At 44.0% G+C, this 20,083-nt stretch carries 18 protein-coding genes; 16 read left to right on the top strand and 2 right to left on the bottom strand.

Annotated features, from left to right (window positions below; genetic code table 11):
• Window positions 1–2: 2 nt before the first annotated feature.
• Together ppsR and ICN27_RS06800 are read right to left on the bottom strand one after the other, a co-directional pair.
• Window positions 3–1,427, bottom strand: coding sequence for a transcriptional regulator PpsR (ppsR, locus tag ICN27_RS06805; protein ID WP_216269452.1), 1,425 nt, complete (start codon window positions 1,425–1,427; stop codon window positions 3–5).
• Between the two features lie 29 nt (window positions 1,428–1,456).
• Window positions 1,457–2,287 carry a cobalamin-dependent protein gene (locus ICN27_RS06800; RefSeq protein WP_216269451.1) on the bottom strand — a complete coding sequence of 277 codons (831 nt, stop codon included), beginning with the start codon at window positions 2,285–2,287 and terminating at the stop codon, window positions 1,457–1,459.
• 198 nt (window positions 2,288–2,485) lie between these two features.
• Here ICN27_RS06800 and bchF point away from each other — a divergent pair, with 198 nt between their 5' ends.
• The 16 genes from bchF (at window position 2,486) to ICN27_RS06720 (ending at window position 20,079) form a co-directional block, all read left to right on the top strand.
• Window positions 2,486–2,959: a 2-vinyl bacteriochlorophyllide hydratase gene (gene bchF, locus ICN27_RS06795; protein WP_216269450.1), complete on the top strand. Its 474-nt coding sequence runs from the start codon at window positions 2,486–2,488 to the stop codon at window positions 2,957–2,959.
• Window positions 2,956–4,248, top strand: a complete 1,293-nt coding sequence (locus ICN27_RS06790; RefSeq protein WP_215307738.1) for a ferredoxin:protochlorophyllide reductase (ATP-dependent) subunit N — start codon at window positions 2,956–2,958, stop codon at window positions 4,246–4,248. The genes bchF and ICN27_RS06790 overlap by 4 nt, the downstream gene beginning before the upstream one ends.
• A gap of 9 nt (window positions 4,249–4,257) precedes the next feature.
• Window positions 4,258–5,889 (top strand): ferredoxin:protochlorophyllide reductase (ATP-dependent) subunit B, encoded by a 1,632-nt coding sequence (gene bchB / locus ICN27_RS06785; protein WP_216269449.1) that lies wholly within the window; start codon window positions 4,258–4,260, stop codon window positions 5,887–5,889.
• Window positions 5,879–9,661, top strand: coding sequence for a magnesium chelatase subunit H (locus ICN27_RS06780; protein WP_216269448.1), 3,783 nt, complete (start codon window positions 5,879–5,881; stop codon window positions 9,659–9,661). Before bchB ends, ICN27_RS06780 begins: the two co-directional genes overlap by 11 nt.
• Window positions 9,661–10,572, top strand: a complete 912-nt coding sequence (gene bchL / locus ICN27_RS06775; protein ID WP_215307735.1) for a ferredoxin:protochlorophyllide reductase (ATP-dependent) iron-sulfur ATP-binding protein — start codon at window positions 9,661–9,663, stop codon at window positions 10,570–10,572. The genes ICN27_RS06780 and bchL overlap by 1 nt, the downstream gene beginning before the upstream one ends.
• A 2-nt stretch (window positions 10,573–10,574) precedes the next feature.
• Complete coding sequence (gene bchM, locus ICN27_RS06770; RefSeq protein ID WP_216269447.1) at window positions 10,575–11,276, top strand: magnesium protoporphyrin IX methyltransferase; 702 nt, start codon at window positions 10,575–10,577, stop codon at window positions 11,274–11,276.
• Window positions 11,273–12,703 carry a BCD family MFS transporter gene (locus tag ICN27_RS06765; RefSeq protein WP_216269446.1) on the top strand — a complete coding sequence of 477 codons (1,431 nt, stop codon included), beginning with the start codon at window positions 11,273–11,275 and terminating at the stop codon, window positions 12,701–12,703. Before bchM ends, ICN27_RS06765 begins: the two co-directional genes overlap by 4 nt.
• A 23-nt stretch (window positions 12,704–12,726) precedes the next feature.
• A complete protein-coding gene (gene puhA, locus ICN27_RS06760; RefSeq protein WP_215307730.1) occupies window positions 12,727–13,491 on the top strand; it encodes a photosynthetic reaction center subunit H in 765 nt (254 codons plus the stop codon).
• Complete coding sequence (gene puhB / locus ICN27_RS06755; RefSeq protein ID WP_216269445.1) at window positions 13,488–14,168, top strand: photosynthetic complex putative assembly protein PuhB; 681 nt, start codon at window positions 13,488–13,490, stop codon at window positions 14,166–14,168. The genes puhA and puhB overlap by 4 nt, the downstream gene beginning before the upstream one ends.
• 8 nt (window positions 14,169–14,176) lie before the next feature.
• Window positions 14,177–14,611: a photosynthetic complex assembly protein PuhC gene (puhC, locus tag ICN27_RS06750; RefSeq protein WP_255535060.1), complete on the top strand. Its 435-nt coding sequence runs from the start codon at window positions 14,177–14,179 to the stop codon at window positions 14,609–14,611.
• Window positions 14,612–14,643: 32 nt separating this feature from the next.
• Window positions 14,644–14,964 carry a hypothetical protein gene (locus tag ICN27_RS06745; RefSeq protein ID WP_216269443.1) on the top strand — a complete coding sequence of 107 codons (321 nt, stop codon included), beginning with the start codon at window positions 14,644–14,646 and terminating at the stop codon, window positions 14,962–14,964.
• On the top strand, window positions 14,961–16,037 hold the full coding sequence (gene acsF, locus ICN27_RS06740; RefSeq protein ID WP_215307722.1) for a magnesium-protoporphyrin IX monomethyl ester (oxidative) cyclase: 1,077 nt from the start codon (window positions 14,961–14,963) through the stop codon (window positions 16,035–16,037). The genes ICN27_RS06745 and acsF overlap by 4 nt, the downstream gene beginning before the upstream one ends.
• A gap of 6 nt (window positions 16,038–16,043) precedes the next feature.
• Window positions 16,044–16,802: a putative photosynthetic complex assembly protein PuhE gene (gene puhE / locus ICN27_RS06735; RefSeq protein WP_216269442.1), complete on the top strand. Its 759-nt coding sequence runs from the start codon at window positions 16,044–16,046 to the stop codon at window positions 16,800–16,802.
• 12 nt (window positions 16,803–16,814) lie between these two features.
• Entirely contained in the window at window positions 16,815–17,756 is a 942-nt protein-coding gene (gene ispH / locus ICN27_RS06730; protein ID WP_216269441.1) for a 4-hydroxy-3-methylbut-2-enyl diphosphate reductase, read from the top strand.
• Window positions 17,757–17,870: 114 nt separating this feature from the next.
• Entirely contained in the window at window positions 17,871–18,749 is an 879-nt protein-coding gene (gene chlG, locus ICN27_RS06725) for a chlorophyll synthase ChlG (protein ID WP_216269440.1), read from the top strand.
• A gap of 1 nt (window position 18,750) precedes the next feature.
• Complete coding sequence (locus tag ICN27_RS06720) at window positions 18,751–20,079, top strand: BCD family MFS transporter (RefSeq protein WP_216861254.1); 1,329 nt, start codon at window positions 18,751–18,753, stop codon at window positions 20,077–20,079.
• The last annotated feature ends 4 nt before the right edge of the window (window positions 20,080–20,083 follow it).

Below are 20,083 nucleotides of genomic sequence, written 5' to 3'. Positions count from 1 at the left end.
AATTAGGCATCAAGATCTTCGGCAGCATTACTATCAACGATACCAAAACGTCTCATTTTGATATAAAGACCTTGTCGAGATAAGCCTAGCAATTCAGCTGCTGATGCTCTGTTTGACATAGTCAGATCTAAAGCAGCCAAAATACATAATTTTTCAATAATGTCAGTGGTCTCAGTAACGATTTGCTTCAAAGGAACTTTGCCAACCAATTGGGTCAGTTCTTTTGCATTCTTTCCCAAGTTCTCAGATTTAGCGCTGGGTTGTTGCACAGATTTTGAGATTAGATGAATGCTGATGCCAACCGCTGAAAGTTTTCCACTAATAAAGCTGACTGCTGAAATTTGGGCTTCTCGTGGTGAGCTACCATCATCAGCGGTAATGGTTGTTGAGTAGTCTTTGATGGAACCATATTCACGTACGGTGCCAAGAATTATTTTTAAATCAATACCTGCTCTTCCAAGCCATACTTCCAAAGACTTGCCAAGAATATTTTCTTTTTGGGCAGATTGAGACATGGAAACGAAAGTACTATTGGCAGTCAAGATGACGCCACTGGTACTGCAGACAATAAAGCCATCTTGAAAGTCTTCAATGGCCTGTGTAAGTAAAGTGGTTTGCTCATTCAGATTATTAGTCTGGACGCTCTTCGATCTTGGCTTAATAGACACAAGGCAAATATTTTGATTGCCTTCACGCAATAAGACGCTAGAGATTTCTACATTCTCCTTGAGATTCTCAAGCGTTGATTGAATTGAAGACTGCATAATTCCGGATTTTGAATCTGCCAAGTAGGTCTGGATCGCTTCATAATCTTTTACAGGAAATAAATTAGTAAATAGTTTCCCTTGAATCTTTTTTAAATCGCCTACTAAAAAGCCTGCGGATTTATTGACCTCAAGAATTTTCAAAGTTTGGCTGTCTACTATTAAATAGGCTTGATCAATATTATTAAATAGTTGGACGTAACGATTTTGTATTGCATGAAGATTGGCATAGTCACGCTCAATTTCTTGTTGAGACTCTACAAGTTTTTGCTGCAGCGTGGAGATGCTGCTGAGATCTTTGCCAATGGCAACCAGCTTATTTTCTTTTGGAAAAAAAATCGTACTGAATTGAATTGGAAGAGAGGGCGAGCCTTCAACCCATTGATTTACTTGGCGCCACTTTTGTTCGGAATCATCCTCACCCGTCTTCAGTAAGGCATTTACTTTTGGTTGACTATCAATGGCCACAGTATCGAGCCAATTTTTTCCGATTAAAGACTGTGTATTGTTAGCAATCGGCTTTGATCCGTTTAATACATTCTCTATTAAGCCTGAATTATTCATCACAAGAACAAGATCGACTGAAAGCGACAGCATGGCGGCTGCTTGATGCACATCTAAGGCATCGATTGCTTGAGAATCTAGATTAAAAATTTTGGCCACTATATTTTATTTACCGATTTTTCTAATAATTATTTTTGTATTTGGCTGAGCACAAGATTTAATCTTTCGACACATTCCTCAGGGGTAAATGCTTTTATATCTGCCTGAATGTGATCAAATTTTGCAGGCGCTTTATTATAGAGCGGGCCACCAATAAGAACGATGATTTTCGGGTTCTTCGATTTTTCCCTCAGGACACTAATGGTATTTGGTAGCCGCTCTAATTGCTCGTCACACGATATTGAGATGGCAATAGCATCATGCTTATTTGACTCAAGCTCTCGGCTGATGGACTTTAAGCTGGTATTTTCTGGACGATAAACACGCCAGCCGGAATGAATAAAGTAATTTGAAAGAATGAGCGTACCTAAAGAGTGCTGCGATTCTGGAAAAACCGAGATGAGAATTGAATGATCCCCCCTTTTTTCTAGCTGAGTCACCTGAAAAAGGTAGTCGAGCTTATGAATAACCCGCTCAAGTCTATTGACGCCAATCGATACCTCAGCAAAACTCAGAGTGTCATCTTCCCATTGTTTGCCTAATCTTCTTGCAATAGTGGGTATCAGATCTAAGATGATGTAATTGATTGATACCCCATGAGTTTTGAGTACCGTGATTGCGAGTTCAAAGGCACCATCTTCAGTAGAGAGTAGTAATTGGGTGATCCGATTAATCTCCTCATCATCCAGCATGCCCCCCTTTTTACCCAGGGAAGGTGCTGGAGACTCAATCCAACCATCTTCGTTAGAGGCTTTGGGCTTATTGGCTCCCTCAACTTTGCGTTCAATTTCCTCAACTAAGCGGGGTAGTTGCGTACTGAACACTTCCATGATGAGTTCTTTTTTAAAAGATGGATTCACCAAATGGCCCTTGATCTAAATTGTTGTGTTATTTACAAACATATGTAAAATAATTATTACACTAGAGATCTAATAATGGCAATTATTTTCTATTAACTAGGGTAAACACCAGTATAAATTAGGGAAAGTACTAGTATTAGTAAGTTCTAATTGGCGTAAAGTTTTGTTTACACATAGCCAAATACATGACGTCCAAAAATGAAGATTAATAAGCCTCTATACAGTCAGGAACAACGCGCAAAACGCGATGCTACTGTGTGGACCCTAGTTCAGGGAATTTTGGCGCCAGTTCAATTTTTAGTCTGCCTCATTAGTCTGTATTTGGTATTGCAATATCTCATTTCTGGAAGTAACTATGAATTAGCCACTATCTCAGTAGTGGTTAAAACCTTCTTTTTGTATCTGATCATGCTTACCGGAAGTATTTGGGAGAAGGTTGTTTTCGGAAAGTATCTATTTGCCGATAGTTTCTTCTGGGAAGACGTATTTAGTATGTTGGTCATTTCCCTACATACGATTTATCTCTACTTCCTCATGGCTGGCGGTATGAGTGATCGTAGCCTGATGTATCTAGCACTGGCTGCATATACGTCTTACTTTATTAATGCAGGCCAATTTATTTATAAGCTTCGGATGGCTCGCCTGCAGTTTAACGACCAGGTTGCAGCATGAACGCTATCGTTGATCTACCAAAAGAAGCTCAGTCCCATGTTGGTAAAAATATTCCAATCTATAAAGAGCGTGGCCAAAGAGAGGTATTTTGCGGACTCACAGGGATCATTTGGCTGCACCGAAAAATTCAAGATGCCTTTTTCCTGGTTGTTGGTTCTAGGACCTGCGCGCATTTGATTCAGTCAGCGGCTGGAGTCATGATTTTTGCAGAGCCAAGGTTTGCGACAGCCATTATTGATGATCGTGATCTTGCTGGAATTGCGGATGCGCATGATGAGCTAGATCGCGTTGTAAAGGCTTTACTGACAAGGCGTCCCGACATCAAGATGCTATTTTTGGTAGGTTCTTGCCCGTCAGAAGTGATTAAATTAGATCTGTCTCGTGCCGCGCAAAGATTGAATAAAGAGATGATCAATCAATGTCGCATATTGAGTTACTCAGGCAGCGGGATTGAGACAACCTTTACTCAAGGCGAGGATGCATGCTTGGCATCCTTAATATCTGACACACCAAAACAAGCTCCTGCAGCCGAGCAAAATTTACTCATCGTTGGTTGCTTGCCAGATATCGTTGAAGATCAATTCCAACGCATTTTTAATGAGTTGGGAATTACCAATGTATCGTTCTTCCCGCCAAAGAGTTCAAAGCAAGTTGTTGAGATCAACAACAATACTCAATACCTACTTGCCCAACCCTTCTTAGCTGAAACCGCCAGACTCATTGAGGAGCGGGGCGCAAAGAGACTATCTGCACCATTCCCGTTTGGAGTTGAAGGCACCACTGCATGGCTTAAAGCTGCAGCCAAGGCCTGGGGTATTGATGACAGCAAATTTGATCAAGTAACCCAAGTCAGAATTGATCGGGCTAAAAAGAGTCTCGCACGCTACCTGCCAGCTTTGGAAAATAAAAGCATTTCTTTCTTTCCAGATTCACAACTAGAAATTCCTTTAGCACGCTTCTTGTCCAAAGAATGTGGCATGAAAGTTCTGGAGATAGGCACACCCTATATTCATAAGCAACATTTGGAATGTGAATTTGATTTATTGCCAGAAAATATTCGCATTGTTGAAGGTCAGGATGTCGAGAAGCAATTAGATCGCTGTCGGAGTGATAAGCCCGACATCGTGGTTTGTGGACTTGGCTTAGCTAATCCCCTTGAATCTGAGGGTATTACGACTAAGTGGTCAATTGAGTTGGTATTTAGCCCCGTGCATGGATATGAGCAGGCTGCTGATTTAGCAGAGCTGTTTGCGCGACCTTTAAATCGCAGTCTGAAACTAGCGGCTTAAGGGGCTCACATGCAACTGACACTTTGGACATATGAAGGCCCGCCGCACATTGGTGCCATGCGAATCGCTACCTCCATGACCGATTTGCACTATGTCTTGCATGCACCACAGGGTGATACCTACGCTGACTTATTGTTTACGATGATTGGACGCGCTAAAACCCGTCCACCTGTTACCTACACAACATTTCAGGCAAGAGACTTAGGTGGGGATACGGCGCAGTTGTTCCAGGATTCTGTCAATTCTGCATATGAACGTTTCCAGCCTAAAGCCATGATCGTGGGCGCTTCATGCACTGCAGAGTTAATTCAGGACGATCCAGGTGGTTTGGCAAGAGCGCTTACTTTGCCGATTCCTGTCATTGCACTGGAATTGCCTTCATATCAGAAAAAAGAAAATTGGGGTGCTTCAGAAACTTTCTATCACATTGTTCGTGGATTGCTTCCAGTTGATAAGTCCGTGAGTGCTCAGCAGTATCAAGAGGTACGAGCTAATAATGCAAAACAAGATCAAAAGCCTAGCTGCAATATTCTTGGACCTACTGCATTAGGGTTTAGAAATCGCGACGATATTCAAGAAATCAAGTCTCTATTAGAGGTGATGGGTATTGAGGTGAAGGTGGTTGCACCGCTCAATGCCTCAGTTGCAGATATCACCCAATTACCTCAGGCAGATTTTAATGTCATGCTGTATCCAGAAGTTGCTCAACTCACATGCACTTGGCTACAGAAAACATTTGGGCAGCCTTTCACAAAGACCATTCCGATTGGCACTAAAGCAACTAGAGCCTTTGTTCAAGAAGTGGCTGCATTGGCCAATATCAATCCGGAGGCTTTTTTACAGTCTCAAGATGAGCGGGCCCATTGGTATGCAAAATCAGTCGACTCCACTTATCTCACCGATAAACGTGTATTTATATTTGGCGATGCAAGTCATGTCATTGCTGCTGCAAAGGTCGCCTCAGAAGAAATTGGCTTTAAGGTAGTTGGCTTAGGCACCTATAGTCGTGAATTTGCCCGCGAAGTCCGTGAAGCTGCCAAGCTGTACGAGGTAGAAGCCTTAATTACCGATGATTATTTAGAAGTTGAGGAAAAGGTAGCTGAACTTACTCCGGACTTGGTCCTAGGTACGCAGATGGAGCGTCATATCGCTAAAAGATTGGGCATTCCTTGTGCTGTAATTTCTGCGCCAGTCCATGTTCAAGACTTTCCAGCGCGCTACTCACCACAGATGGGATTTGAGGGCGCCAATGTATTGTTTGATACCTGGATTCATCCACTTATGATGGGTCTTGAAGAGCATCTGATTATGATGTTCCGCGATGATTTTGAATTTACTGCCAAGGCAGCACCTTCTCATCTAGGTCATTCAGCAGCCGTGAAAGAAAATCTGCACTCACCGGATGCACAATCCAATGAGGTCGCTCCAGTTGTCAGTCATACCCAGGTAAATGCAGAGACATTTAACGGTACAGAGCCAGCAAAATTATGGGATGTAGAAGCGGAAAAAGAATTGGGAAAAATTCCATTCTTCGTTAGAGGCAAAGCACGACGCAATACTGAGAAATTTGCAGTTGAGCATGGTATTAGCCATATCACTATTGAAACGCTCTACGATGCAAAGGCTCACTATGGCAGATAAGAAAATCCCCATGAGAGTCTCCATCATTACGATGGATACGCACTTGAGTAGTGCGACAGAGAGAGCTCGCTATGCTCTGAAGAAAAAGCTACCAAGTCTAGAGCTAAGTATTCATGCGGCTTCTAGTTGGACTGTGGATGCTAAAGCTCTAGAAAACTGCATTACCGATATTGAGTCTGCAGACATTCTGATTGTGACCATGCTCTTTATGGAAGATCACTACAAACCAGTGATTGAAGCCTTAAAAGCTCGGCGCAATGAATGTGATGCCATGATTTGTGCCATGTCAGCAGGTGAAGTGGTTTCCCTGACTCGCATGGGTGGGTTTGATATGGGTAAGCCGGCAACTGGCTTGATGGGCTTACTAAAGCGTTTACGCGGAAATAAAGAGAAGTCTCAAACTGGTGGTGCAGCTCAAATGCGCATGTTGCGTCGCCTGCCAAAAATTCTGCGATTTATTCCAGGCAATGCGCAAGATGTCAGGGCCTATTTCTTAACGCTGCAATATTGGTTAGGTGGTTCCGAAGAGAACCTCTTCCATATGGTGACCAACTTAGTCAATCGCTATGCCGCTGGTGAAAGAGAAGTTTTAAGGACCAAAGAAAAGCTAGTTGAGCCAGTCATCTATCCAGATAATGGCATTTATCACCCACGGCTCAAAGGTCGTATGAGTGAGTCTATCGATGATTTGCCTAAATTGGTTTCTGATAAGAAATCTAAGGGTCGCGTTGGTTTGCTGTTGCTCAGATCCTATATTTTGGCTGGCAATACCTTGCACTATGACTCAGTTATCGCTGCAATTGAGGCGCAAGGACTACAAGTACTGCCGATATTTGCAGTGGGCTTGGATGCAAGACCGGCTATCGATCAATTCTTTTATCAGAATGGCGAGAAAGTAGTTGATGCGGTCGTATCTCTTACTGGGTTCTCCTTGGTAGGTGGGCCTGCCTATAACGATGCAAAAGCGGCGGAAGAAGTGCTTGCCTCTTTAGATGTCCCTTATCTCGCGGCGCAGCCTTTAGAGTTTCAGACACTCAATGACTGGGGTAGCTCTGACCGAGGATTATTGCCCGTAGAAAACACTCTGATGATTGCCATACCTGAGCTCGATGGCGCGATTGTCCCGATGGTATTTGGTGGCAGAGCAGGTGATGCAGATGTGCAGTGCAAAGGTTGTCATAAAGGCTGCGTATTTGAGGCCAGCATTAATCGTCATGACATGCATACCTGCATCGAACGTACAGCGATGTTAGCTGCACGTGTATCAAAACTCATTGCCTTACGCAAAGCTGAGCGTGCTGATCGCAAAGTGGCTCTGGTGATGTTTAACTTTCCTCCAAATGCGGGAAGGGTTGGTACTGCCGCTCATTTAAGTGTTTTTGAATCCGTATTCAATACCCTAAAAAGCCTTAAAGCAGAAGGTTATAGCGTTGATGTACCTGCATCCATCGATGAATTTCGGGACATGATTCTGATTGGCAATGCGAAAGAGCATGGTACAGATGCTAATGTACATGCCCAGATCGGTGCGGCAGATCACATTCGTCGCGAGCCTTGGTTAAAAGAGATTGAAGCGCAGTGGGGCCCAGCGCCTGGAAACTTTCTGAGCAATGGATCCTCACTTTTTGTTTTGGGTAAACAGTTTGGTAATGTATTTGTAGCCCTTCAGCCTGGGTTTGGTTATGAAGGCGATCCAATGCGCTTGTTGTATGAAAAAGGTTTTGCACCGACTCATGCTTTCTCCGCCTTTTATCGTTATATTCGCGAAGATTTTGCAGCTTCAGCGGTATTGCATTTTGGTACCCATGGCGCACTCGAATTTATGCCGGGTAAGCAATCGGGGATGTCAGGTGCATGCTGGCCAGATCGCCTGATTCATGATTTACCAAATCTGTATATTTATGCTTCAAACAATCCATCGGAAGGTGCTATTGCCAAGCGTCGTGCTGGCGCAACCTTAATTAGCTACTTAACTCCACCTGTTTCACAGTCTGGCCTATATCAAGGCTTGCTGGAATTTAAAGAAGCAGTTGAGCACTGGCGTAAGTTGGTTCCAAATGAAACAGCGCAAGCGTGGAGCGAAACCGAGCAAGAGTTACTGAATTCAATTCAAGCACAAGCAGTTGAACTCGAATTTTCCTCACAAGAGCCGGCTTGGAAAAATTTAAGCGCAAGCCAAGTAAACCAGATTGTGATGCATCTGAATGAACAAATTCTGGAGTTGGAGTACACCTTGATTCCTTACGGACTTCATGTGCTTGGCAGCCCGCTGAGCATGGAACAGAGTTTGGATATGTTGGTGAGCTTTTTATCTGTTCAAGAGGGTGAACTCAAAAATATTGATCGAGCTAGTATTGAAATGCTGATTAATAGCGACAGTTTGGAGCAGTTTGTAAAAGCCCAAAAAATGAGTCTGACTCCTGCACTACGTGCTGAGCTAGAAGAATTGCTGGCGGTGTACAAGGAGTTACAGGCCGATAGCGAAATGCAAGGTGTGATGAAGGCATTAGAGGGGCGCTATATTCGCCCGGCACCTGGTGGCGATGTCCTTCGTAACCCGCAGGTATTGCCAACTGGTCGAAATATTCATGGCTTCGATCCATTCCGTATTCCGAGTAAATTTGCAATGAAGGATGGTCTGGTTCAAGCAAATATGCTCTTGGAGCGTTATAAAGCCGATGGCAATCCACTGCCAGAGTCGATTGCGATGGTGTTGTGGGGTACTGACAACTTAAAAACTGAAGGCGGACCGATTGCCCAGATTTTGGCGCTGATGGGGGCGTTACCACGCTTTGATAGCTTCGGTAGATTGGCTGGCGCTCAACTAGTTTCTTTAGAAGAGTTGGGTAGACCCAGAATTGATGTCATGGTGTCGATTTCAGGCATATTCAGAGATTTGATGCCTTTGCAAATCCGTATCCTTGCAGAGGCAGCCTACTTAGCGGCTTGTGCTGATGAGCCGCTTGAGCAGAACTTTATTAGAAAACATACCTTAGCTTATCAAGCTCAAAACGGCTGTGATCTTGAGACTGCTGCGCTACGTGTCTTTGGTAATGCTGAGAGTGCCTATGGCGCCAATGTCAATATGATGATTGATAACGGCTTATGGAAGGATGAAAACGAGTTAGCTGAAACTTATACTCGTCGCAAAAGTTTTGCATATGGCAGAACTGGTGTCCCTATGCTGCAAAGTGAGCTTCTTAATAATATCCTTGCTGATGTTGAGCTTACTTATCAAAACCTTGACTCCATTGAGCTTGGCGTCACCACAATCGATACTTATTTTGATACCTTGGGTGGTGTTAGTAGAGCGGTCAGAAGAGCAAAAGGTGGAAAAGCAGCACCCGTATATATTGGCGATCAAACTCGCGGTACTGCCGTAGTCAGAACCCTTAATGAGCAGGTGTCACTAGAGACCCGTTCACGCATGTTGAACCCAAAGTGGTACGAAGGGATGCTCAAACATGGTTACGAAGGTGTTCGTCAATTAGAAAGCCATTTGACTAACACTGTTGGCTGGTCTGCTACGACTGGTCAGGTAGAGCCTTGGGTTTACCAGCATCTAACACAAACATTCATATTGGATCCAGAAATGCGGGAGCGATTGATGAAGCTCAATCCAACTTCATCAGCAAAAGTTGCAAGTCGACTATTGGAAGCATCAGAAAGAAATTATTGGAAGCCAGAGCCATCAGTATTAGAGACCTTGCGTCGCGTTGCTAATGACTTTGAAGATCGACTTGAAGGCGTTTATGAGGGAGTACCTATTTAATGAATACAGTTAGTGTGCCAGTTTCTTCGATTAACACTCGAAGTAAACCAACCGATGGCGAGGGGAGCTTACAGGTTCACCTAGACCCCAATGAAAAAATTGGGAATGCTAAAGTATTTGCCATTTATGGCAAAGGGGGAATTGGTAAGAGTACAACCTCTTCTAATTTGTCTGCAGCGTTTTCATTGCTAGGTAAGCGAGTCATTCAGATTGGCTGCGATCCAAAGCATGATTCCACTTTTACGTTGACTAAAAAACTAGTCCCTACCGTCATTGATATTTTAGAGTCAGTCGATTTTCACTCGGAAGAGCTCAGAGTAGAGGACTTTGTCTACGAAGGCTTTAACGGTGTGATGTGCGTAGAAGCTGGTGGCCCCCCTGCGGGAACCGGTTGCGGTGGCTACGTTGTAGGTCAGACTGTAAAGCTCTTGAAAGAGCATCACCTACTCGAAGATACCGACATTGTTATTTTTGATGTCTTAGGCGATGTGGTGTGTGGTGGCTTTGCTGCCCCGTTACAGCATGCTGACAGAGCCCTCATTGTCGCGGCGAATGATTTTGATTCTATTTTTGCCATGAATCGCATCGTTCAGGCTATCAGTGCTAAAGCAAAAAACTATAACGTGCGTTTGGGTGGCGTGATCGCTAATCGAAGCGCGGATACAGACCAGATTGATAAGTTCAATACGCGGGTAGGTTTAAAAACAATGGCGCACTTTCCAGATCTCGATGCGATTCGTAAAAGCCGCCTCAAAAAATGTACCGTTTTTGAAATGGAATCGACCCCGGAGATTGAGAAGGTTAAAGATGAATACATGCGTTTAGCTGCTAGCCTACTTTTAGACGACGATCCTTTGCTGACAGAGTCACTCAAAGACCGTGAAATATTTGACTTACTGGGATTTGACTAATCATGAGTGCTATTTCTTATTTAAATAGACGTAGTAAGTTGCAGGACTATTTTGATCGGACTGCAAATGATGCTTGGGCAAAATTAACTTCTGATGCTCCAGTTAGCGGAATCAGGGCAACAGTCAGGGCAGGGCGTGATCAAATGCGCTCAAATCTAATTGCTCGCTTACCAGAGTCATTGGCTGGCAAGCGGATTTTGGATGCGGGCTGCGGCACCGGCGCTTTGGCCCTCGAGTTAGCGAAAAAAGGGGCGAGTATTGTTGCGATTGACTTATCGCCCAATCTCATTGAGCTGGCTAGAGAAAGGATTGCTCCAGCTGATCGTCAAAATATTGACTTTAGATCTGGCGATATGCTTGATGACAGCTTAGGTGAATTTGATTACGTTGTGGGCATGGATTCGATGATCCATTATTGCGCGACTGATATGTTAGTTGTGCTGGAAAAGTTGGCCCCACGAGTTAAAAATAAGATTGTATTTACTTTTGCGCCAAGTACCTTGCCGCTGGAAATCATGATTCGTGTTGGCCGTCTCTTTCCTAGAAAAGATCGGGCACCTTTTATAGAGCCTATAAGCCAAAATAAACTAAGCAAGTTAATAGATCAATCACCCTGGTTTGTGGATTGGAAGATTCCCCATACCCAATTAGTTTCCAGTGGTTTTTATAAGTCACAACTCATGGAGATTGAAAAAGTATCATGATCAATCTGTCAAAGATGGCTAAGACATGGACGAGGATTGATCCTCGCTTTCTGCCTTTTGCTGACGTGGCGACCCCAGATTTACCTCTGAGCCGCCTCTTAAGGCTATCTTTGTTCCAAGTTTCGGTAGGTATGGCCACAGCCTTATTGGTTGGCACCTTAAACCGTGTCATGATTGTTGAACTGCACATGGATGCCTGGATGGTGGCCTTAATGGTTGCCCTCCCACTCATCTTTGCACCATTTAGAGCCTTGATTGGACATAAGTCAGACACCCATCGATCCATATTGGGTTGGAGAAGAGTCCCTTATATCTGGATCGGAACCTGGTTGCAGTTTGGTGGCCTAGCCATCATGCCTTTTGCGCTCATTATCTTGTCTGGAGATACTCACTGGCCAGCTTGGTTTAGCTACCTTGGTAGTGCGTTGGCTTTTTTACTGGTCGGCGCAGGAATGCAAACTACCCAAACTGCTGGCTTAGCTCTTGCTACCGATCTGGCAGATGCTAAAAATCGACCACGTGTTGTAGCAATGATGTATGTGATGCTGCTCTTTGGCATGGTCTTAAGTGGCGTGATGTTTAGTGTCTTTCTAGATCCATTTAGTCCGATTCAGCTAATTAAGGTGATTCAGGGAGTTGCACTCATTACCTTGCTACTCAATCTGTTTGCTTTATGGAAGCAAGAGGCAAGACAGCCTAAAAATACTGCACCATCTATTGTCCAGCCAAAATTCTCACAAAGCTGGAGCGAGTTCATTAAGGCGCCACAGGTTCGCCGCTTCCTCATCATGCTGGGTCTTGGAACCACTGCCTTTAGCATGCAAGACATTATCTTGGAGCCGTATGGCGGAGAAATACTTTTATTGGATGTATCTGCCACCAGCTTTTTGACCGCGCTGATTGCCTGCGGATCTTTACTGGCATTTACGCTATCTGCACGCTGGTTAAGCAAAGGCTATAACGCCTACAGAATTTCTGCAATTGGCCTGCTACTTGGCTTGATTGCCTTCACCATGGTGATATTTTCAGAGCCCTTGGGCTCACCAAACCTCTTTAGATTCGGTGCTCTGCTGATTGGTTTTAGTGGCGGCTTGTTTGCAGTCAGTACGCTCACTATAGCGATGAGCATGGATCAGGAGAATAAAACTGGGATGGTCATTGGTGCTTGGGGAGCGGTAACAGCAACATGTTCTGGAATTGGCATGTCACTGGGAGGTGTCATTCGTGATCTCATCTCCGATTTAGCGATGGGTGGAGTGATTGGTTCTACGTTAATGAGTCCCGCTACTGGGTATAGCTTTGTTTATCACATTGAGATTTATTTGTTGTTTATTACTTTGATCGCGTTAGGTCCACTAGTAGCCCAAAAGCGAAACCTGGATATTTCAAAAATGAGTAAGTTTGGCCTAGCTGATTTTCCAAGCTAGTTTATTAAAGAAGGAGAGAAAAAATGGGTACTGGTGCAATTACACAATATATAGATGTCGCTCAAGTGGTGTTCTATCTATTCCTACTTTTTTTTGTGGGTCTTGTTATATACCTAACATTGGAAAGTAAACGAGAAGGATTTCCACTGGAAACTGAGCGCTTCGGTAAGGTTCGACGCGAAGACGGAATTCTTGGCATGCCAAGGGTGAAAAAATTTGTCACAGAATTTGGCAAAACTTATTACGCTCCCTTAGAAACCCCGCCTGAAACTGAGCGCCTATCAGCGGAGCCAATTCATCCTTGGAATGGTGCGCCTATTGCCCCAATTGGCAATCCATTATTAGCAGGAGTTGGGCCAGGTTCCTATGCTAACCGTGCTGATCATGTTGATTATGATCTAGAGGGTCATGCGCGAATTCGTCCACTGAGAAAGTTAAATGATTTCGCAATTGCAAAGCAGGATATTAATCCGATTGGCTTGAGTGTTATTGGTGCAGATGGTCATAAAGCCGGCGTTGTGAAAGACGTCTGGGTTGACCATATGGAAATGATGATTCGCTACCTAGAGGTTGACGCAAAGGGTGCGACAGTCCTATTGCCAGTGAATTTTTCACGTATTGGCAAGCAAGACATTCGGGTGAAGTCAATTCTTGCAGATCAGTTTGCAGCTGTGCCAAAAACAAAAAATCCAGAGGAAATCACCTTGCTGGAAGAAGAGAAGATCATGGCGTACTTTGGTGCCGGCACTTTATATGCCACTCCCGATCGTCAGGAGCCGTTAATATGAGCCTGAACATTCCTAGTAGTCCAGAGCATGAATTTGAACCAGAGCTAGGACTTCCTGAAAAGTTGCCTGAGGGCGAGCGTATTTTGTGGCAGGGCTCGCCTGATGTAAAGGCGATGCTTCTGCGAGTGTTTCACCTCAAAGGGCTCTTGATTTATTTTGGCTTGATCTTGCTCTATCAGATTGTTACTGGCGTTACTGATGGAGAGTCCCTCAGTGCGATATTTTTCTCCTCCTTAAGGATTACGATTTTTTCAGCCATTGGTTTATCCCTAGTTGCTCTGCTTGCTTATTTGATGGCATCAACTGCGGTCTACACCATCACCAATAAGCGCGTAGTCATGCGTATTGGAATTGTGTTGAATATGACTTTTAATTTCCCGCTCAAGATGATTGAGTCGGCAGATTGCTGTGTCACCAAGCAGGGTACGGGAGATATTTCTCTGAAGTTAAGTAAAGATACAAAAATTGCGATATTTCACTTATGGCCGCATTCCAGACCATCACATTGGGCCAGCCCTCAGCCTACTCTCCGGTGCATTAAAAACTGCTCCGAAGTTGCCAAAATTTTGGTTGATGCTTGGGCTACCCAGAACAATGTCATTGCTCGATCAGTTCAAGCTGCTCAACGCAATCCATCGATGGTAAATACACCTTACTCAGGGGCAGAGGTAGCATGATTTTGCGCATGAATCCTATCCGCATTCAAAACTATATTGCAGTATTTGTGGTCATGGTTTTGGTGGGAGTAGTGTTCGTAGTTGCCAATGCAGTTCAGTCTGGTAAAGCGGAAACGCAGGTAGACGCCAGTGTGATCGCGAAAAAAACATTGTTTTTTAGGGATCTCCCTGATGGCTCAGTAGGGGTTATATCAGCTTCTAATGGGAGAATGATTGCACAAGTAGAGGGTCAGGCTGGTTTTGTAAGGGGGATTTTACGAGCATTGGCTCGTGAACGTCGCATTCGCCAAATTACCAGCGATGATGCATTTGAATTAATTAGTCGTTCTGATGGTAGATTGACTTTGGTAGATCTAGCAACAGGCAATCGCATTGATTTGGAGTCATTTGGTCGAGATAACGCAGCGCAGTTTGCTGCATTTTTAAATAGCGCGGGGCAATGATGTCTAAACAGCTGGTTAAATGTTCTGTAGATATGTCCAATACTTCAGAGTATCTATATGCTCATGTGGATCTTGACGGCGTTCAAGTCGGCCCAGGAGATCAGGTACTCGTCCATGATCCGATTGTAGAGTTACCGTTTGGTGAGGTCTTGAGCTATCAAAGAACAGCAACTGTCTCTAAGGCTGGCTGGTTATCGCGTTTGTGGGTATATCTCACTGCAAGACTCGAAATTACCTTGTTATACGAGGTCAGCTTTTCTACTACTCGATTCAGTCAAGCGAAAAAATATCCCAGAGTGCGCCCAGTAGTGCACACCCAACCCCTTATTGTGACTAAAGGTATTGAAGTATGAGTGCTAATGCCCCCACCATGGAAGCGCTTCGCCCCATTAATGAATCAACCGATCGCGCACTAGAGAGTACGATCCTAAGTCCTCGGTTTTACACCACTGATTTTGATGAGATGGATCGTTTTGATATCAGCTCAGTAAAGCCCGAGTGGGATAAGCTCATGCAAGAATTTGATTCCGATATTAATCAGGCTCACTTTCAGCGTCCTGATGATATGTCTAAGGACTACTCCCACTTGCCAGAGGGCTTGTATCAAGAGTTTTTAGATTTCTTAATTAGTTCAATTACTTCAGAATTCTCAGGTTGTGTTCTCTATTCAGAGATTAAAAAGTCGATCAAGAATCCCGACCTAAAAGACCTGTTCTCATACATGGCTCGTGATGAGAGTAGACACGCCGGTTTTATTAATCAGTGGCTCAAAGATTTTGGTATTGGGGTTGATCTAGGATTTTTGGCAAGAACTAAAAAATATACCTTCTTTAAACCAAAGTTTATTTTTTATGCAACCTACTTATCTGAAAAAATCGGCTATGCCCGCTACATCACGATTTATCGAATTATTCAAAACAAACCAGAATTGCGCTTTCATCCGATTTTTCTCTGGTTTGAGAAATGGTGTAATGATGAATTCCGTCATGGTGAGGCCTTTGCTTTATTAATGCGTTCCACTCCGAAGTTGCTCAGTGGTGGTAATCGACTGTGGATTCGATTCTTCTTATTGGCGGTATACGCAACGATGTATGTGCGTGATCATTCCAGGCCTGAGTTTCATAAAGCGCTTGGGGTATCACCAACAGACTATGACCGCAAGGTACTAGAAATTACTTCTGATATCACTAAGCAGGTTTTCCCTTTCACTATCAATTTAGATGATCCAAGAATTTGGGAGTGTTTTGAAAAGCTGAGAAAAATTTCAGATGAAGTAGATCATTTGAAGCAGGTTGGTGGTGTCTTTTCAGCTATCAAACGAGGTGCTCTAGCAATTGCGGCTACTGCTACCTTCTTACGTCTTTATATGTTGCCAGTAGTGCCAAATGAATTACCGAGTGATATTCGTATGGCACCTGTTTGGTAATTCACTATGTATTTTTGGATAAGCCCGCTGATATTCACCGTTTTTATATGGTGGTTTAGCACAGGGCTTATTTTGAAGGTGCATAGCCTTCCAAAGCGTTTTTTTAAATCCATATTTGTAGTCTCGGTTGGCGTTTTATTGCTTGCCTTTTGGGGCTTGTCTATCTCCAGTCAGCAGGCGACTATTGCTGGTGCTTACTGTTCATTCACTTGTGCCATCATCATTTGGGGATGGCAAGAGCTGGCCTTTCTTTTGGGCTACATCACTGGATCACGACGTTCAGAATGTCCTAGTGGGCTGAGCCCCATGACCAGAGCATGGTATGCATTTCAGACGATCAATTATCACGAGCTGGCATTGCTGAGCTTAGGAATGATTCTTTTTTTCATTAATTTAGATTCAGTGAATCAAACTGGATTTTGGACCTTTGTCATCCTATGGGGAATGCGCCAGAGTACGAAGATCAATATCTTTTTGGGCGTCCTTAATTTTAATGAGTCTTTCTTGCCACAGCACCTACAGTACTTAGTCACCTACTTCAGACGTAGGGCAATGAACTTCCTGATGCCATTTTCTGTTTTAGTCTCGGTGATGATATTGATCCCGATCTGGTCAAGTGCAGGATTGGATTCTTCGCCCTTCGATAGGGCCTCGTATGCTTTGCTAGGAACCCTGTTAGCCCTTGGTTTATTAGAGCACCTCTTTTTAATTCTGCCCTTTCCAAGTGAATTACTTTGGAAGTGGGGCTACAAAAAAAATCACTAATTTGATTCGAATATGCTTTCAAAAAAAACTATTTTCTTAGCTCAACCCCGCGGTTTTTGTGCCGGAGTTGAAAGGGCTATTTTGATAGTTGAGGAGGCGCTCAGAATTTATGGTGCCCCAATATATGTTCGGCATGAAATCATTCACAACGCCTATGTTGTTAAAGATTTCGAATCTCGTGGTGTAGTCTTCATTAATCAATTGGAGCATGCTCCTCAGGGCGCCATTCTGATTTTTAGTGCGCATGGGGTTTCACAGGCCGTCAGAATTGAGGCGGATAATCGTCAATTCAAGGTATTTGATGCGACTTGCCCTTTGGTAGCCAAGGTGCATGCTGAAGTGGTCCGCTTAAAAGAGCGTGGATATCAAATCATCATGATTGGACATCGTGGTCACCCGGAAGTTGAGGGTACGATGGGTCAGATTGATTCTTCGATCTATCTCATTGAGAGCGTACAAGATGTTGCCCAGCTGTACTTTGAAGAAAATGTGCCAGTAGCTTATGTCACTCAAACAACCTTATCGGTTGATGAAACACAAGAAATCACTCAAGCATTGGTGGAAAAGTTCCCGAATATTCATGCACCAAAACGCCAAGACATTTGCTATGCCACTCAGAATCGTCAGGATGCCGTCAAAGCAATGGTTCCTCAGGTAGATCTAGTGGTAGTGGTGGGCAGTCCAAATAGCTCTAACTCTAAGCGGCTCCAAGAGCTTGCTGAAAGCATGCATGTACCCGCGTATTTAGTAGATGACCCATCTCAACTTCAAGGCGAGTGGTTTGAAGGGGTTCGCAATATTGGCGTAACAGCAGGGGCTTCTGCCCCAGAGGCATTAACAGCGCAAATCGTCGAAGCTATTGGCCTATTTTCCAGTGGAACTGTTTCACCACTCCAGGGAATTGAAGAAGCGGTGAATTTTTCTCTCCCAAAAGAGCTTCTCAGGGCAGCCTAAACCTCTCTTTTTTCTCCTAAGTGCTGTTCTATAAGGGTTTTCACTTGTAAAAACAGGCGATAAAAGTGTCAAATTTAATTGACACTTTTAAATGTCAATGACAAAATCATTTACATGAATCTGCCTGATCCTAAAGCAATTTTGACGCTTTTAAAGCCCATCACTTGGTTCCCGCCAATGTGGGCCTTTGCTTGTGGCTCTATCACTGGCAGTGAAAAAATTGCTGACAATTTACCGATTTTTCTTGTCGGATTGGCTCTCACTGGTCCGCTAGTTTGTGCTTCTAGTCAGGCGGTCAATGATTGGTTTGATCGACACGTAGATGCGATCAATGAACCTATGCGGCCAATACCTTCTGGTCGCATACCTGGTCGTTGGGGCTTATACATCGCAATCATATGGTCTTTGATTTCTATCTGGGTTGGAAGTTACTTGGGTCCGATTGGATTCGCCGCAACCTTATTAGCCTTAGTGCTTGCCTGGCTCTACAGCATGCCACCGATCCGCTTTAAAAATAACGGTTGGCTTGGTAATCTTGCGTGCGGAATTAGTTACGAAGGTTTGGCATGGGTCACGGGTGCCACCTTGCTATCAGGTGGCCTAATGCCAAATAAACCATCGCTAATACTTGCCGGCCTTTACAGCGCAAGTGCTCACGGCATCATGACTTTAAATGACTTTAAAGCGATTGAGGGTGATCGGCAAATGGGTGTGCGCTCCTTACCCGTTCAACTCGGAGCCAAAAGAGCGGCGCAAGTTGCAGCTGCATTCATGTTGATTCCGCAGGTAGTGGTGCTATGCCTGCTGCTATCTTGGAATAAGGAAATATATGCCTTAGTCATCGGTCTACTGATCGTGGTGCAAGTAATTTTATTAAGAGGTTTTTTAAAGCGGCCCATAGAGAAAGCACTTTTTTATAGTGGCTTTGGAGTGCCTGTCTTAGTTACCGGAATGATGGTTTCTGCTTTTGCAGTAACAGGAATGGATGGCTAATATGAGCATAGCAATCAGTCAACCACTATTAAATCTCTCGACATTCGGATGGTTGAGTATCGTACGTATTGGGCTTGTTCAAGCTTGTATCGGAGCCATTGTGGTGATGACCACATCAACTCTAAATCGAATCATGGTGGTCGAGCTAGCCTTGCCAGCGAGTCTCCCAGGCTTCTTAGTGGCGATTCATTATTTTGTGCAAGTCATTCGTCCAAGAATGGGCTTTGAGTCCGATAGTGGGGCTAAGAAAACGCCTTGGATATTAGGTGGCATCACATTATTGGCGATGGGTGGTTTTGGTGCTGCTATCGCGACAGCATTAATGGGAGTGCATCTTCTCTTAGGGATTGCCTCCGCCATTATTGCTTTCTTCTTTATTGGTGTTGGCGTCAGTATGAGCGGTACATCCCTGTTAGCTCTACTAGCTAAGGGTGTGAGCGACGAGCGTAGAGCAGCTGCTGCTACAACGGTATGGCTCATGATGATTTTTGGCTTTGCTATGACAAGCGGGATTGCTGGAAAATTTTTAGATCCGTATGAACCAGAAAAAGTGATCTTGATCTCCGGCATCATTTCTCTTGCTGCTATGGCACTTTCTTTTGTAGCTCTGTTCAAACTAGAAGGTCATGATCTACAAAATAGTAGAGCAAATATAGATAAAAAAGTCTCCTTCAAAAAAGCCTTGAGCGATATCTTGGCTGATCCAGATACCAAACGATTTACGATCTTTATCTTTTTATCGATGCTGGCATTTAGTGCGCAGGATTTAATTCTGGAACCATTTGCAGGAATGGTTTTTAAATACACCTTGGGTGAGACAACTAGCCTCTCAGGTATTCAGCATGCTGGTGTTTTGACCGGAATGTTATTAGTCGCCGTCTGTGGATCGAGTCGATTACGCAAATATTTTGGCTCGCTACGTTCATGGATGATTTACGGTTGTCTCGCATCCGCATTGGCCATGTTCGGATTGGTGCTCGCTGGTTTGCTAGAAGGTGATTGGCCATTAAAGCCTAATGTATTTCTGCTTGGATTAGCAAACGGCGCTTTTTCAATTGCGGCGATTGCCTCCATGATGCGATTAGCAGTAGTGGGTGGAGCCGGCAAAGAGGGTGTGCGCATCGGGCTTTGGGGTGGTGCGCAAGCTATTGCCTTTGGCTTGGGTGGATTAATTGGTGCTGGAGCTAGTGATTTAGCAAGATCCATTTTTACCAACCCTGCTTTTGCATACTCCAGCGTCTTTTTTATCGAAGCACTGTTGTTCGTTGTTTCAGCATATATGGCCTCTCTAGTTGAGAGAAAAAATAGCACTATGAGTCAAACGAGGTAAAGCG

The organism is Polynucleobacter sp. Nonnen-W13, assembly GCF_018881735.1.
In the GTDB taxonomy this organism is placed as follows: Bacteria; Pseudomonadota; Gammaproteobacteria; order Burkholderiales; family Burkholderiaceae; genus Polynucleobacter.
This window is presented reverse-complemented; position numbering and strand designations above follow the sequence as displayed.

Coding starts and splice junctions, on each gene's coding strand:
- bchF (WP_216269450.1), top strand. CDS start 2,486: ATGAAGATTAATAAGCCTCTATACAGTCAGGAACAACGCGCAAAACGC.
- ICN27_RS06790 (WP_215307738.1), top strand. CDS start 2,956: ATGAACGCTATCGTTGATCTACCAAAAGAAGCTCAGTCCCATGTTGGT.
- bchB (WP_216269449.1), top strand. CDS start 4,258: ATGCAACTGACACTTTGGACATATGAAGGCCCGCCGCACATTGGTGCC.
- ICN27_RS06780 (WP_216269448.1), top strand. CDS start 5,879: ATGGCAGATAAGAAAATCCCCATGAGAGTCTCCATCATTACGATGGAT.
- bchL (WP_215307735.1), top strand. CDS start 9,661: ATGAATACAGTTAGTGTGCCAGTTTCTTCGATTAACACTCGAAGTAAA.
- bchM (WP_216269447.1), top strand. CDS start 10,575: ATGAGTGCTATTTCTTATTTAAATAGACGTAGTAAGTTGCAGGACTAT.
- ICN27_RS06765 (WP_216269446.1), top strand. CDS start 11,273: ATGATCAATCTGTCAAAGATGGCTAAGACATGGACGAGGATTGATCCT.
- puhA (WP_215307730.1), top strand. CDS start 12,727: ATGGGTACTGGTGCAATTACACAATATATAGATGTCGCTCAAGTGGTG.
- puhB (WP_216269445.1), top strand. CDS start 13,488: ATGAGCCTGAACATTCCTAGTAGTCCAGAGCATGAATTTGAACCAGAG.
- puhC (WP_255535060.1), top strand. CDS start 14,177: ATGAATCCTATCCGCATTCAAAACTATATTGCAGTATTTGTGGTCATG.
- ICN27_RS06745 (WP_216269443.1), top strand. CDS start 14,644: ATGTCCAATACTTCAGAGTATCTATATGCTCATGTGGATCTTGACGGC.
- acsF (WP_215307722.1), top strand. CDS start 14,961: ATGAGTGCTAATGCCCCCACCATGGAAGCGCTTCGCCCCATTAATGAA.
- puhE (WP_216269442.1), top strand. CDS start 16,044: ATGTATTTTTGGATAAGCCCGCTGATATTCACCGTTTTTATATGGTGG.
- ispH (WP_216269441.1), top strand. CDS start 16,815: ATGCTTTCAAAAAAAACTATTTTCTTAGCTCAACCCCGCGGTTTTTGT.
- chlG (WP_216269440.1), top strand. CDS start 17,871: ATGAATCTGCCTGATCCTAAAGCAATTTTGACGCTTTTAAAGCCCATC.
- ICN27_RS06720 (WP_216861254.1), top strand. CDS start 18,751: ATGAGCATAGCAATCAGTCAACCACTATTAAATCTCTCGACATTCGGA.